Raw genomic sequence first — 12,819 nt, 5'->3', positions numbered from 1 at the left:
TATCGTTTTATAGGATGTCGATGGCGGCAACGTTTGGGAAAATATAATTCGGTCTAAAGGGCACCACATCAATATCTTGCTCAGTGCTCACGCCCGATAAGACCAAAATCGTTTCGAGGCCAGCTTGAAACCCAGCCAAAATATCGGTACGTAAATTATCACCGATAATCATAGTTTCTTCAGCATGAGCGCCCATTTTATTTAAGGCTGCTCGAATAATCCAGGCACTGGGTTTACCCACAACAAAAGGCTGGCGTCCGGTCATGCGTTCAATGGGAGCACACAGCGCGCCACAGGCGGGTGTTAAATTGGGTCCATGGGTATCTGGATTGGTGGCGATAAACTGCGCGCCGTCGGCGACAAATTTGGCGGCATGTTGAATCATATTCCAATTGTAATTTTTGGTTTCACCGACCACTACGAAATCCGGATTGATATCGGTAATGGTAAAACCTGCACTATACAGTTCATGAATTAAGGCCCCTTCACCAACCACATAGGCTTTGTTACCTTCTTGTCTTTTCAAAAAGTCTGCGGTTGCCATCGCAGAGGTGTAAAAACAGTTCTCGGGTATTTCGACCCCTGCGGTTTGGAAACGGTTCTGTAAGTCTTGCGGAGTTTGCGCTGGATAGTTAGTTAAAATAACTAGTTTAGTTTTTTGTGCGAGTAGACGTTCGATAAAGGCTTTCGCACCTTCGATTAGTTGGTTATCGTGCAGTAGTACACCATCAATGTCGCAAATAACTGCTTTGCTCATCATCATCTCTCATTAGCAATATTATCTATGATTCAGAGTAACTTAGGGGGCTAGCTTAGGGCTAGCTAAAAATCACTAATGTTAAATATTTGTGAGCTTATATTGGGTCAGTGTTTGCTGAGATAAGTGAGATGCGATAAATTCAAGCAACCCATCAGGGCTCTTATTTTGCAGAGCGTCTAGGAAACTAATCTTCTGTGGCTTAACAAAAGTGGCTCCGCCGCAACGTTTATTTAAGCTTACGTGGATTGAACAAGGTCTGACATTTTTAATTTGGGAGGTGAATCGATGTTGATGTTGCTTAAGTGCTGGCGGTGGGGCCGATCTTAAATCACTTAGATATAACGATGTCTGTTGCGCTACTGAGGTCTGTTTAAACAATATATACCAAACTTTAGCTACTCCAACTCCCACTCGATCAAAAGAGATGAAGAAAGACGATTTGCTTGAGAACTATCCTCTAAGCCATTGCTTGAACGATTGGTTGGAAGTTGACTCTCTAGTCGGGCCTTCGCTAGAGAAGCCGGGTTTTGGTTTGTAAGATTAATTGCGGTAAACAAGTTATTTCTCAATTGGTTTCTGGTGAGAGACCCATGCTGCATTTATATTTTCAATAAAATCAATCAAATAAAACCAGTTTTTATTTAACTGCCTGATAGTTATTTAGGTGCTTAGCCGACAGATGTGAAACGGTTTGTTAGTTCACAGCTTGGAAAGATTTGTTAAGCTAGGCAAAAAGGAGTCATTAGATGTCGAATCGTTCTGAGTTGATTAAAAAAATCCCGAAAGTAGAGTTACACCTGCATATTGAAGGCAGTTTAGAACCAGAGCTGATGTTTGCCTTAGCCGAACGAAATAATATGCGCTTGCCCTATGCGTCGGTTGATGCCTTAAAGCAGGCATATAACTTTAATAATCTTCAAGAATTTCTCGATCTGTATTACCAAGGTGCTGATGTATTACAAACGGAGCAAGATTTTTTTGATTTGGCTTGGGCTTATTTCGAAACATGTCAGCGAGATAACGTGGCGCATTGCGAGGTGTTTTTCGATCCACAAACTCATACCGATAGGGGCGTTGATATTGGAACTGTGATTAACGGTTTGGTGGCAGCGAAGCTAGCGGCGGAGCAGCAGTTTGGTATTAGCTGTGAGTATATATTGTGTTTTCTACGTCATTTATCTGAAGAATCAGCCATTGCGACGCTAGAGGCGGCGAAACCATATCTTCAACATATTATTGGTGTCGGGCTGGACTCTAGTGAGCAAGGCCATCCTCCAGAAAAATTTAAAGGAGTATTTGCGCAAGCGAAGCAATTGGGCCTAAAGCGGGTAGCGCATGCGGGAGAAGAAGGCCCCGCGAGTAATGTTCAGGATGCTTGGCAGCTGCTGGATGTGTCGCGCATCGACCACGGGGTTCGCTGTTTAGAAGATGCTGAATTGGTTCAACAATTGGTTGAGGCGAAGATGCCATTAACGGTTTGCCCATTTAGCAACGTTAAATTAAAAGTTGTTGAAGCGCTGGCCGACCATCCTCTGCCTGAAATGCTTGAACTCGGTTTAGCGGTTACCATTAATTCCGACGACCCTGCTTATTTTGGCGGCTATTTGTTGGAAAATATGCAAGCTTGCGCTGAAACCTTTGATTGGAAGCAAGCTCAAATTACCCACCTTGCAAAAACGGCGGTGCAAGCGAGCTATGCTTCCCCAAGCCGTAAACTAGAATTAATGCAATTAATTGATAACTGCGTTGCAGAGTTTGCTTAGCCCACTTGAGTTTTCTGACTAGTCTTCACCATAGTATGAGAATGTGCTGATTGAATAAATAAGTGACAGAGGAGGGTGCCAATGTTTGTTGTATTGTTTCGTTGGAAACTAGATGAACAACATATTCAATCTTTCAAAGAGGGTTGGTCGGAAATTATTCATTTTAATGTCGATAAATGTGGTGCCTTGGGCTCGCGCTTACATAAGGCCTCTGATGGGACTTGGATCTCGTATTCGCAGTGGCCAAGTAAGGAGCATTGGTTGCGTTCCAAAGAATCAGAATCCTATGTTGTTAAGGCTCGAGACAAGATGCGTGAAGCTATCTTGTGGCAGGATGAGCCTTTGCTGATGTCTCCACAATTAGACCATTTTGTTGCGATGGGTATTGAAACAAATCATGCCAAATTTTAGGCAGATCAAATTTGCTGACTTGCTTTCGTTGCGAAGCAAAGTAAACTGACGCGCAGTATCGATTAGCTTCAAGGTTGCGCGAATAGCTATATGGCAAAGTTTGATTCACAAGCGTTTTTCATTTCTTTTTCTTGGTCTTGGTTAGCCCCAAAATATTGGGGCACTTGGCTGCTCGGCGGACTTATTTTATTGTTTGCCTTCGTTCCCGTTAAGTTACGAGACCGTTGCGCGATTGCCATCGCTAAACGCATTTTTAATTTAAAAGCCCTGAAAAAACGTCGTGCCATCGCTGACACCAATTTAGCGCTTTGTTTTCCTGATATGGACGCGCCAGCGCGCGAACAATTGATGGAAAAAAATGTGCAGATTTTTGCGCAATTGATTTTAGGTTTTGGTGAAATGAGCGTTCGCTCAAAGGCATATTTGCAAAATCGTATCGAGGTCGATGGCGAAGAACATATTCAAGCCTTGTTGGCGAATAATGAGCGCTTCATTGTTTTGTTACCGCATACTTACCCGGTAGATTTTTTAGGGACCTATTTTTGTACCCGCGGTCATCAGATGTGCACCATGTTTAAAAAAACGGGTGATCCCATTGTTGACTGGGTGATGACCAAACAACGGACTCGTTTTGGCGGCGTAATTTTTGAACGTGATGCCGGAATTAAAACCTTAATTAAAGCGGTACGTGCTGGTTACGGCTGTATTTACCTCCCCGATGAAGACTTTGGTCCAGACGCCAGTCTGATGACGCCATTATTTGCGACCCAAAAAGCTACGCTACCTGTACTTGGTAAAATGGCTAAGTTAAGTGGTGCTAAAGTGATACCGATTTATGCTGGTTATGATAGTGAACGACATAAGGTGAAACTTTATATTCACCCACCCATGCAAGATTATCCCAGCGCTGACGTGGCCGATGATACTTTACGGATGAATCAAGAAGTCGAGAAACTCATTCAACGCTCGCCAGAACAATATATGTGGAGCTTAAAGTTACTTCGTACTGTGGAAGGTAGTGATCAACCCAGGTATTAACCGTCGCGACTTTGTAGGGCTTGGCTTTTATAACGTCTCACCAGTACTACAAAGTCTTGCGCCTCACGGTCTAAAATACTCTGGTCGACTAATAGATCGTAGCCGGTTAATTCTCTGAGTTTTTTCATGCGATTGGCAAACATGCCAGTTAATCCAGTGTAAATCTTACCACTCGCCGACTTGTAGTAGTCATCTTCAATTAGATGCTCACTCACCTGGCTGTCTTGGCAATGGGCGCAGCTGCGTCGTAAAGACGCAAGTAGCGCGCTACGTTGTTCGGTGAGTAGGTGGGCGGCGAGGCGAGGCGATAAGGTATCCAGTAGATAGTCAGGGTCGGTTAGTCGCAATCCCACATAATTCATCTCTTGCCAATTGAGCCCATCGTGCAGTCGAGGGATATCGATCCGTTGTAACTTTCCCCAGGGAAGGCTCCATCCCCCGTAACGATGGTGAAATTGTAGGTGGTCGTAACATAATACCACTGAATACACGGGTTGAAATAGCTTCGCGAGACCCACTCGAATGCCCAAATAGGCAAGAAAAAACAACATAGATGCGATTAAGGAAACCAGCACGGCTGGTACATAAAGAGTGCCTATTGCCGCAAATACCAATAACGAACCCAATAAAATTAGCGCCTTAGCATTATGGCCTAACTTACTTTTTATTAAGATCGATTTAGGCATTCAAGTCACCAAATGAACAATTGTGTTTGTTTATATACGGACCGAACTTAAGCGCGGTTCATTGCAATAGGCTTCTTTAATAGATATCCAGTTGAGGCTAAGATTTTGCGGCTTGTTTCGCGTTAAAAATTGCCAGTTGTTCCTCGGTAGCCGGTTGTTGATGATGCTCTTTCCATTGAGCATAAGGCATGCCGTAGACTTTTTCTTGAGCGCTGGAATAATCGAGAGTCACGCCTTGTTCCTCGGCCGCAGCAACCATCCACTTGGCTAAGCAGTTGCGACAGAAATCGGCAAGATTCATTAACTCAATATTTTGAACTTCTTTATGCTGATCGAGATGAGTCAGTAGCTGACGAAAGGTGGCTGCTTCAATAGCTTGTTGTTTATCCATGATGTTATCCAAAAAATAAAAGTTAACAAAGTGTAAACGCAGTAGAGCAGTGAAGCAACGCTGCTCTACTTAGAAGAGAGCTTAGCCTTTCGTGAGAAGGTTATTTAGGTTAATAATCGCGGCATTAGCACGAGACACATAATTTGCCATGACCAGCGAATGGTTTGCCACTAAACCAAAACCGGTACCGTTTAGCACCATTGGGCTCCATACTGACTCTTGTGTTGCTTCTAACTCGCGAACGATTTGGCGAACCGCAACGGTGGCATTTTTCTTCTCCAATACACCTTTAAAATCGATTTCTACCGCTTGGAAAAAATGTAGTAAGGCCCAAGCTTCACCGCGCGCCTCGTAAAATACATCGTCAATTTTCCACCAAGAAGTTTTGACTCGAGACTCTGAGGGCGCAAACGTAGACTGAGTGGCACCTTCGTCGCCAGCGAGGCTGGTATTGATCCGCTCTCTACCCACTGACGCTGAGAGTTTTTGTGACATGCCGCCTAAACGAGACTGCACTTCGTTCAACCAATTCACCAGATTATCTGCTCTTGCATAGAACTGAGCGTTTGGATCTTTTGGGTCTGCGAGTTGGCTACGATATTTGAGCAAGGCATTAATCGCACCTTGGTACTCACCTTCGGCACTGGGGAACTGCCAGCTAGTATGATCGATATTAAACTTTGGTTGGGCGATTTTTAGTTGAGGGTGTTCTTCTGACTGAGCCTGAGAGCGGCTAAAATCTTTACGCATGATCAGTGACAAATCGCGGATCTGGTTTAAAGCGCCAAGTTCCCAACTGGGCATATTATCCATGAAAACACTCGGTGGCATCTTGTCGTTGCTAAGGTAGCCACCCGACTTATTTAATAAGGTTTCAGCGACAAATATCAAAGCGGTTGATGTCGCATAGCCCGTCACAACTTGTTCATTGTTTGCCAGTGCTTGCTCTTTCATGTAGCTATTTAGGTCGATACGGTCGGGCTCACTACTCCAAATTACCGCAAAAACATAATTGATGATGACTATCACCAGAAAAATACCGATAACCTTGCGGCCAGTGAGTTGAAACATAGAGACATCCTCAAGCTGATTTAATGTTCTCAGCATAGTCAAGTCGTGAATTTAATCAATAGCTTAAAATAAAACTATGGTCTGCATTAGCGCGACTCATGCAGCATCAATGGCTAGCCTGTCCGTAACTAGCCTACTGTAAATGTATTTAGCGACTAGGTATAGGCTTGTGCTATTTTTGATGACTTTTTGATTTGACCGACTCACCGATTATCGGTTTATATATCGACATTTATATTTACACGGATGTTGTTGATGAAAGGTGTAAATATTGGCGTTTTCTTCTCAGAGCAGTATTTTAAATAAACTGGTTACAAGGGGTCTGGTATTGCTTGTTGTGCTGCCTAATACGATTCCAGCGATGGCTCAGTCTCAAGCGATTGAAGTCATAAACCAGCCCTGGTCGGCGGTTTATCTCGATTACTTGCAGGTTTCCGAACCGATGTTGGGGGTGACGCTGTCATTGAATCATTATGACCGAGCTTATCCCAATTGGGGCTACTACTTTGGGTATGCTAAGTCGAAACAACAATCATTGCTTGTGAGTGAACCAGCAGAGGCGCAGCAAGACTCAACAATGCTGAGGCTGGGCTTGAGTTATAGTCTAAGCCACGATTTTAGTATCTATGGCGGTGGAGCCATGCTGGAAAGAAGTATTCACTATACCAGTGGTATTACGCCGATGTGTCGCGATTGTCAGCCGACTTGGCAAACTGATATCGAAAAAAAATGGGGCGCAGAGTTAGGCTTGCGCTACGCGCCAAGCCGTCATTTGATTTTTAGCCTTGGCTACAACGCAATAAGTGAAGGCGGCGTATTTGGCATCGGTTATCGAGGATAGTAGGTCGAGCAATGTGTCCATGGGGTTAAGCGCGCTAGCGATGTGTTGAAAGAGGCTCACTGCGACTCTTATGCGACCGTTTGAGAGCATTATTTAAAGTTAAAATTGTATTTTTTGTTTGCCTAATCAGCAATGGATGTAGATTTTCAATGCGAGGGCATGGCTTCGTTCTAAGCTGCCCTTGCTCAAAACCAGCGATCAGTGTCGCTTTTCCTCTCTAATTTTTTGTAAACGCTTTTAGGCCGGCGATGGTTTATTGATCTATTCCAAACTTATTGCAGTTAATCAAAAAATAATGATTAAAAAACAAAGAACACATATATAGTGAACTCATTCGGTGAATGCGTTCACTTTTGTTTTTTAACTCGAGGAACTTTCTCATGAAAGAACATCACAAGATCCTGTTTGAACCCTTTAAAATTGGTAATTTAGAAATAAAAAATCGATTTGTTATGGCGCCGATGGGGCCGGGAGGCTTATGTAGCGCAGATGGTTCGTTTAATGAGAGAGGCGTTGAATATTACGTAGAACGGGCTCGTGGCGGTACTGGCTTGCTTATTACCGGTGTAACCATGGTTGAAAATGAAATAGAAAAATGCGCTTTACCTTCCATGCCTTGTCCCACCTTAAACCCGCTTAATTTTGTCAAAACCGCGAAGATGATGACTGAGCGGATCCATGCTTATGGGTCGAAAATATTTCTACAGTTATCGGCGGGTTTCGGTCGTGTGAGTATTCCATCGATCGTTGGAAATACGGCGGTAGGGCCATCACCCATTCCACATCGTTGGTTGCCCGAGGTAACGTGTCGGGAGTTAAGCATAGAAGAAATTCATCGCTATGTTGGTAAATTTGCTGAGTCGGCGGCAATAGCCAAAAAAGCCGGATTCGATGGTATTGAAATTCACGCGGTCCATGAAGGTTATCTACTCGATCAGTTCGCGATATCATTTTTTAACCAAAGGACTGATCAATACGGTGGTAGTTTGCAGAACCGACTTCGTTTTGCGATTGAAATTGTTCAAGCGATTAAGGCGGAGTGTGGGGCAGATTATCCGGTGTCACTGCGTTATAGCATCAAAAGCTTTATTAAGGATTGGTGTAAGGGCGGCTTACCCAATGAAGAATTTGTTGAAAAAGGTCGAGATATTCAAGAAGGGATCGAAGCGGCTAAAATTTTAGAAGCCGCTGGTTATGATGCTTTTAACGGAGATGTTGGCTCTTATGATTCTTGGTATTGGGCACATCCACCAATGTACCAAGAGAAGGGTTTATACCTGCCTTATAATCAAATTTTGAAAGAAGTACTTCAGGTGCCGGTGATTACGGCAGGGCGAATGGAAAACCCTGATTTGGCAAGCCAAGCCATTCGTGAACGGCAAACTGATTTTATTGCCTTAGGGCGTCCTTTGCTAGCCGATTCAGAGATACCCAACAAAATTAGAGCCGATAAATTCAATAAGGTGCGCCCTTGTCTTTCTTGCCAAGAAGGATGTATGGGTCGATTGGCCAGCTATGCGGTTATCTCCTGCGCGGTAAATCCGGCCTGTGGCCGAGAGTTAGACTATGCGATCACGAACAGCGATCAGCAAAAAAGTGTGTTGGTGGTTGGCGGCGGCCCTGCGGGCTGCGAAGCGGCCCGGGTTTCAGCTCTTCGCGGCCATCGAGTTAAGCTTTACGAAAAAGCATCGCGTTTGGGCGGGAACTTAATTCCGGGCGGGGTACCAGATTTTAAAGAAGATGATCATGATTTGGCAAACTGGTATCAAGCTGAGCTGCAAGATCTCAAAGTAGATGTGCATTTAAATAGTCCATTAAGTAAGGCGATGATTATTGAACAAAATGCGGATGTTGTGATTTTTGCAACCGGTTCAACACCTAGAAAATTTGCAATTGATGCTGCAACCAATGTGTATTCGGCTGAAGATGTATTACTTGGTCATCAAGATCCGGGGCAATCGACGCTGATTATTGGGGGCGGTCTAGTTGGTTGTGAGACGGCTTTATGGTTGGCCGATCAAGGGAAGCAGGTTTCATTGGTGGAAATGCAAGGCGATATACTCACCATTGGAGGGCCATTATGTCATGCGAATGAAGACATGTTACGGGACTTAGTGGCTTATAAGAATATCGAATTACTGACCAATTGCGTGGTTTCCGGGGCTACTGAGCAAGGCTTTGTATTGAAGAATTCCGATGGTGAAGAAACTGTTCTGGCTGCGGATTCGGCGATTTTGGCGGTTGGTTATAATTCTCAACGTAATCTTTACGAGTCCTTGCGAAATGAGCTGCCGCAAAGCTACTTGCTGGGGGATGCAAAACAGGTACAAAATATTATGTATGCGATCTGGGATGCTTATGAAGTAGCAAGAAATATATAGCGGCTATGTTACTTTTTGAGCCACCTTTATAAGCAAAATAAAGGTGGCCAATTTGTCGCATTTTAAGCAGCAATCGACTTTAATAAGCGCTGCATATAAATGTTCATTTCAGCTGATAAGTCCAGATGACCATCATGAAGGCACCAGTTGTAAATGAGTCCGCGTGCCGAAATGAAAAGATACTCTGTTAATTTTTCAGCGCTTGTCGTTTCGTCAATCTGATGATTTTTTTGTCCCTGTTGGATGATCAAGGTCAGAAACTTTTGCATATTGCGGCCTTTCATAATGAAGAGCTTATTATTGCAGGTATAGAGTTGTTTTACGGTCTGTAAACCGACTTTCAGATGGTATTGAGCGTAGGTTTCAAAGTACTCAAGAATAGCCTCTTTGGTGGTGCTAGTCGTTTTCTGAACGGTATACTTTTCTTCGAAAAAATCATCCGCTTGATCATACATTTCGACAAAAATATCGGTTTTGGTGGCGAAATGCTTATAAAAGGAGCCTACCGAGACCCCTGCACTCGAACAAATATGACTGATGGTAATGTCTTCGATATTCGAGTCATTCATTAAAGCTAAGGCACTGTTATAGAGTTTTTTCTTGGTGATAAGGCTTTTTTGCTGTCTTGAGGTCAATTTTTTATCCATCTACTTCCCAATCTATTTGAACCAGTTATCAAGCCATTGATGTGTGTCGCTCAGTGTAATACGAGCCCTTATGGATACAAGTGGTATTTTTTATACTACGCCCAATTGCCCTAGCTCAAGCTGCAAGTGAGTAGGGGCTTGTTATCAATTAAGCTGCAAACTCGCAATAGCTGCTCGGTGATTAGCGCATAACTGGCCTGCCAATCTTGGCGCGGCATGGAAACAGAACCTGGGTTAAGCACAAAATGAGAGCCTTCTTGGCTCGCTTGTGGAATATGGCTATGGCCGCTTACGAGTAGGTCGCCTTCAGCCAAAGGCGGCAGCTTGTTTGGCCCGTACTGGTGGCCATGGCAAAGAAATACCTTACGCTTACCGAGTACTAACTGGTTATAGTCGGCTAACAAGGGGAAATCACACAAGGCTTGGTCGACCTCGCTGTCACAATTACCTCGTACTGCAATAATACGTTCCGCAATTTTGTTTAAATCTGCTGCTACCGCCAAAGGCGCATAGTGTTCGGGGAGCGGATTACGCGGTCCGTGACTGAGTACATCCCCCAAACAGATAAAATGCGAAGCGCCACTGCGCTCAAAAGCGGCTAGGGTGAGCTGTAAAGCTTGATGGTCGCCATGAATATCGGAACATACAAATAGCATAAATCTTCCTTTCAACCTAAACCCCAATAATATCGTGTTTAGGAAAACAAAATAAAGGCCTTGCTTGGCCATAAAACGTCTATGATTTTAGCGCAAATGAGTCTGTTCGGCAGCCATTGACTTATGCTGTTCTGCAAAGTGGTATGAGGCAGCTACTATATCAATTGCCGCAGTTTGGCGGCCACAGCACTTGCCAGCACTCGATGCTCAGCGCCGTTCAGGTGAACCCCATCTTGAGGATCAACCATTACCAGTTTTCCTACATCTAAGAATCCACACTCAAGTGATTTTGCTACGACTTGATAATGCTTTGCTAGCTGCTTGGACTTTTCACTCGCTCCCCGAAAGTACTTCGCAAAATTACCGTTGTTATTGACCGTGGGCGGCGCTAGCACGAATACATGTGGAGCAGCAATCTGCAGGCTTAGGCAATGCGTTCGTAATTCAACAATCATACGCTGCAGATTTGCGGCAACTTGCTCAGCACTTAGCTCAAAGGCTGGGTATAGGTCATTGGTGCCTAGCATCACCACCAGCCACTGTGGTTGTTGCTGAGAGACTTTTTCTAACAGCGCTTCAATCCCGCGCTGTAAGCCAAATTCAGTGGCATTTCGGTAGCTGGTGCGGCCGGGCTGACCTTCCTCAATTACCTGGAAATGGTCACCGAGTAAGTTGCCTAATACACCCGGCCAGCGTGCGTCAAGGGGAAGGCGTTGACCATTCTTAGGTGAGTAGCCCCAAGTATTGGAGTCGCCGAAGCAAAGGACTTTAATCATTATAATTTTACCAAGCTATTTTTTTACCGTGATGTATAAACCATCTTGCGTGGTTGCTGCATCGGCTAGACAAGGTCTCATCGGTGGAAACTTGGTGATTACTCTAGCCATATGAGCTTGCTAGCATATTGATCTAAATCGACTTTTTGGCATTATGTCGGATAGTTCAGAGATAAAAAAACCTGCTTATGCAGGTTTTTTTAACGTTGGTGATTCAATTTCTTAGCTTTGTTTTCGCACGAACTTTGACTTCAGCATCATGCTGCCGTGGCCATCTACTTTACAGTCGATGTCGTGGTCTGCATCCACAAAGCGCTTAATCACCGCTTTGGTGCCTACTTTTAATACTAAAGAAGAGCCTTTCACTTTTAGATCTTTAATCAAGGTTACTTTGTCGTCTTCAGCCAATAGGTTACCTACCGCGTCTTTTAATACAATGGCATCAGGGTCCACTGCTACTTCGTTTGGGTTCCACTCATGCGCGCACTCTGGGCAAATAAGTAGTGAACCATCTTGGTAAACATAGGCTGATTCACATTTAGGGCAAGGAGGGATATCGCTCATGGTAAGTTCTCTTTAGTCTTCAATTTAGGGTGGCTTTTTGAAACAGTTATACCTAAGCCAAAGTTGGCTTTAGGCGACTAGTAGCCGTATTTTGTGGGGCTATTATAGGGAAAATTGCGTCAGTCAGCTAGTTAAACAGGCCAACCAAGGTGTAGTCGTTAATGTCTGATCTGTCATATCCCTTTGAGTATTCCAATTACAATGGCTAAGTTGTCTAGTTTTGTTGCGGTTAAAAATGGGATTATTACCATAGCAGCAGGCTTAACTGTAACATCATCATTATTGGAGATTGCGATGTTCGCTACACCTGTTGGCTGGGTAGTGGCTATTGGTATTGGCTTAACCGTGGGTTACTTTGCAGCAGTTACCGGAGATGTGATAGGACGGTCACTAGCAACGGAAGCGTATGACTTGGTATTAGCTTAATCACCTCATAGAATAAACAATCATGATTAATTTAAATTCTCTCGCCTCGATAGCAATGTTCTTTATTTTTAAACTGGGAGATAGCGACGAGAGTCTTTAGAAAAATGAGTGTTCGCTATTTGGACCATAAGCTCGTGGAGCAAGGCTGCGGACCAGCAACACGGGATAAAGCTTACGGTGCTCGCATTATCACTTACGCTATAGTGATTGTAAATAAAGAGCTAAAAGCACCCCTTAGTTGATGAGCGCTTAAGCGCCATGCGCGCAGCAAAGATATAAAATTAACATGGTATTACAATTTTTCATCTCTGGTTTTGTATCTTTCAGCGGCAATTTATTATTTCATCGTTATTAATCAATTGTGGTTCTGGATATAGCCTACTAAGTAATTGTTATCGCTATTTTTTA

At 43.8% G+C, this 12,819-nt stretch carries 14 protein-coding genes; 6 read left to right on the top strand and 8 right to left on the bottom strand.

Going from position 1 to position 12,819, the window contains the following annotated elements:
- Positions 1–7 precede the first annotated feature (7 nt).
- On the bottom strand, positions 8–757 hold the full coding sequence (locus ACRRSW_RS13085) for an HAD-IIA family hydrolase (RefSeq protein WP_432456174.1): 750 nt from the start codon (positions 755–757) through the stop codon (positions 8–10).
- 749 nt (positions 758–1,506) lie between these two features.
- On the opposite strand from ACRRSW_RS13085, the gene ACRRSW_RS13080 reads away from it, so the two are divergent.
- From ACRRSW_RS13080 to lpxM, 3 genes are all read left to right on the top strand, one after another.
- Positions 1,507–2,523 (top strand): adenosine deaminase, encoded by a 1,017-nt coding sequence (locus ACRRSW_RS13080; protein WP_432459549.1) that lies wholly within the window; start codon positions 1,507–1,509, stop codon positions 2,521–2,523.
- 81 nt (positions 2,524–2,604) lie between these two features.
- A complete protein-coding gene (locus tag ACRRSW_RS13075; protein ID WP_432452784.1) occupies positions 2,605–2,934 on the top strand; it encodes an antibiotic biosynthesis monooxygenase family protein in 330 nt (109 codons plus the stop codon).
- A gap of 90 nt (positions 2,935–3,024) precedes the next feature.
- Complete coding sequence (lpxM, locus tag ACRRSW_RS13070) at positions 3,025–3,972, top strand: lauroyl-Kdo(2)-lipid IV(A) myristoyltransferase (RefSeq protein ID WP_432459548.1); 948 nt, start codon at positions 3,025–3,027, stop codon at positions 3,970–3,972.
- Here the strand turns inward: lpxM and ACRRSW_RS13065 are convergent.
- The 3 genes from ACRRSW_RS13065 to ACRRSW_RS13055 all read right to left on the bottom strand — a co-directional run bounded on the left by ACRRSW_RS13065 (position 3,969) and on the right by ACRRSW_RS13055 (position 6,120).
- On the bottom strand, positions 3,969–4,658 hold the full coding sequence (locus ACRRSW_RS13065) for a DUF2982 domain-containing protein (protein WP_432452786.1): 690 nt from the start codon (positions 4,656–4,658) through the stop codon (positions 3,969–3,971). The genes lpxM and ACRRSW_RS13065 overlap by 4 nt on opposite strands.
- Positions 4,659–4,755: 97 nt before the next feature.
- Entirely contained in the window at positions 4,756–5,049 is a 294-nt protein-coding gene (locus tag ACRRSW_RS13060) for a DUF1244 domain-containing protein (RefSeq protein WP_432452787.1), read from the bottom strand.
- Positions 5,050–5,130: 81 nt separating this feature from the next.
- A complete protein-coding gene (locus ACRRSW_RS13055; RefSeq protein ID WP_432452788.1) occupies positions 5,131–6,120 on the bottom strand; it encodes a DUF2333 family protein in 990 nt (329 codons plus the stop codon).
- A 271-nt stretch (positions 6,121–6,391) separates the two neighbouring features.
- Here ACRRSW_RS13055 and ACRRSW_RS13050 point away from each other — a divergent pair, with 271 nt between their 5' ends.
- Positions 6,392–6,961, top strand: coding sequence for a TonB-dependent receptor (locus ACRRSW_RS13050; protein ID WP_432459547.1), 570 nt, complete (start codon positions 6,392–6,394; stop codon positions 6,959–6,961).
- Between the two features lie 380 nt (positions 6,962–7,341).
- The gene (locus tag ACRRSW_RS13045; protein ID WP_432459545.1) at positions 7,342–9,342 is read left to right on the top strand and encodes an oxidoreductase; all 2,001 of its coding nucleotides are present in this window, start codon (positions 7,342–7,344) and stop codon (positions 9,340–9,342) included.
- 62 nt (positions 9,343–9,404) lie between these two features.
- On the opposite strand, the gene ACRRSW_RS13040 is transcribed toward ACRRSW_RS13045, so the two are convergent.
- From ACRRSW_RS13040 to ACRRSW_RS13025, 4 genes are all read right to left on the bottom strand, one after another.
- Positions 9,405–9,989 (bottom strand): TetR/AcrR family transcriptional regulator, encoded by a 585-nt coding sequence (locus ACRRSW_RS13040; protein ID WP_432459544.1) that lies wholly within the window; start codon positions 9,987–9,989, stop codon positions 9,405–9,407.
- Between the two features lie 110 nt (positions 9,990–10,099).
- Positions 10,100–10,645, bottom strand: a complete 546-nt coding sequence (gene yfcE / locus ACRRSW_RS13035) for a phosphodiesterase (RefSeq protein ID WP_432459543.1) — start codon at positions 10,643–10,645, stop codon at positions 10,100–10,102.
- A gap of 155 nt (positions 10,646–10,800) precedes the next feature.
- Entirely contained in the window at positions 10,801–11,421 is a 621-nt protein-coding gene (locus tag ACRRSW_RS13030) for a GDSL-type esterase/lipase family protein (RefSeq protein WP_432459542.1), read from the bottom strand.
- 222 nt (positions 11,422–11,643) lie between these two features.
- Positions 11,644–11,985, bottom strand: coding sequence for a zinc ribbon domain-containing protein YjdM (locus ACRRSW_RS13025; RefSeq protein ID WP_432452794.1), 342 nt, complete (start codon positions 11,983–11,985; stop codon positions 11,644–11,646).
- 201 nt (positions 11,986–12,186) lie between these two features.
- On the opposite strand from ACRRSW_RS13025, the gene ACRRSW_RS13020 reads away from it, so the two are divergent.
- Complete coding sequence (locus ACRRSW_RS13020; protein WP_432459541.1) at positions 12,187–12,411, top strand: hypothetical protein; 225 nt, start codon at positions 12,187–12,189, stop codon at positions 12,409–12,411.
- Positions 12,412–12,819: the final 408 nt, after the last annotated feature.

This window comes from Agarivorans sp. QJM3NY_25 (assembly GCF_050870875.2).
GTDB lineage: Bacteria > Pseudomonadota > Gammaproteobacteria > Enterobacterales > Celerinatantimonadaceae > Agarivorans.
The sequence above is the reverse complement of the archived record's forward strand: the minus strand, read 5'-3'. Positions and strand labels throughout refer to the sequence as shown.

Coding starts and splice junctions, on each gene's coding strand:
- ACRRSW_RS13030 (WP_432459542.1), bottom strand. CDS start 11,421: ATGATTAAAGTCCTTTGCTTCGGCGACTCCAATACTTGGGGCTACTCA.
- ACRRSW_RS13055 (WP_432452788.1), bottom strand. CDS start 6,120: ATGTTTCAACTCACTGGCCGCAAGGTTATCGGTATTTTTCTGGTGATA.
- lpxM (WP_432459548.1), top strand. CDS start 3,025: ATGGCAAAGTTTGATTCACAAGCGTTTTTCATTTCTTTTTCTTGGTCT.
- ACRRSW_RS13065 (WP_432452786.1), bottom strand. CDS start 4,658: ATGCCTAAATCGATCTTAATAAAAAGTAAGTTAGGCCATAATGCTAAG.
- ACRRSW_RS13085 (WP_432456174.1), bottom strand. CDS start 757: ATGAGCAAAGCAGTTATTTGCGACATTGATGGTGTACTACTGCACGAT.
- ACRRSW_RS13060 (WP_432452787.1), bottom strand. CDS start 5,049: ATGGATAAACAACAAGCTATTGAAGCAGCCACCTTTCGTCAGCTACTG.
- ACRRSW_RS13040 (WP_432459544.1), bottom strand. CDS start 9,989: ATGGATAAAAAATTGACCTCAAGACAGCAAAAAAGCCTTATCACCAAG.
- ACRRSW_RS13080 (WP_432459549.1), top strand. CDS start 1,507: ATGTCGAATCGTTCTGAGTTGATTAAAAAAATCCCGAAAGTAGAGTTA.
- ACRRSW_RS13075 (WP_432452784.1), top strand. CDS start 2,605: ATGTTTGTTGTATTGTTTCGTTGGAAACTAGATGAACAACATATTCAA.
- ACRRSW_RS13020 (WP_432459541.1), top strand. CDS start 12,187: ATGGCTAAGTTGTCTAGTTTTGTTGCGGTTAAAAATGGGATTATTACC.
- ACRRSW_RS13025 (WP_432452794.1), bottom strand. CDS start 11,985: ATGAGCGATATCCCTCCTTGCCCTAAATGTGAATCAGCCTATGTTTAC.
- ACRRSW_RS13045 (WP_432459545.1), top strand. CDS start 7,342: ATGAAAGAACATCACAAGATCCTGTTTGAACCCTTTAAAATTGGTAAT.
- yfcE (WP_432459543.1), bottom strand. CDS start 10,645: ATGCTATTTGTATGTTCCGATATTCATGGCGACCATCAAGCTTTACAG.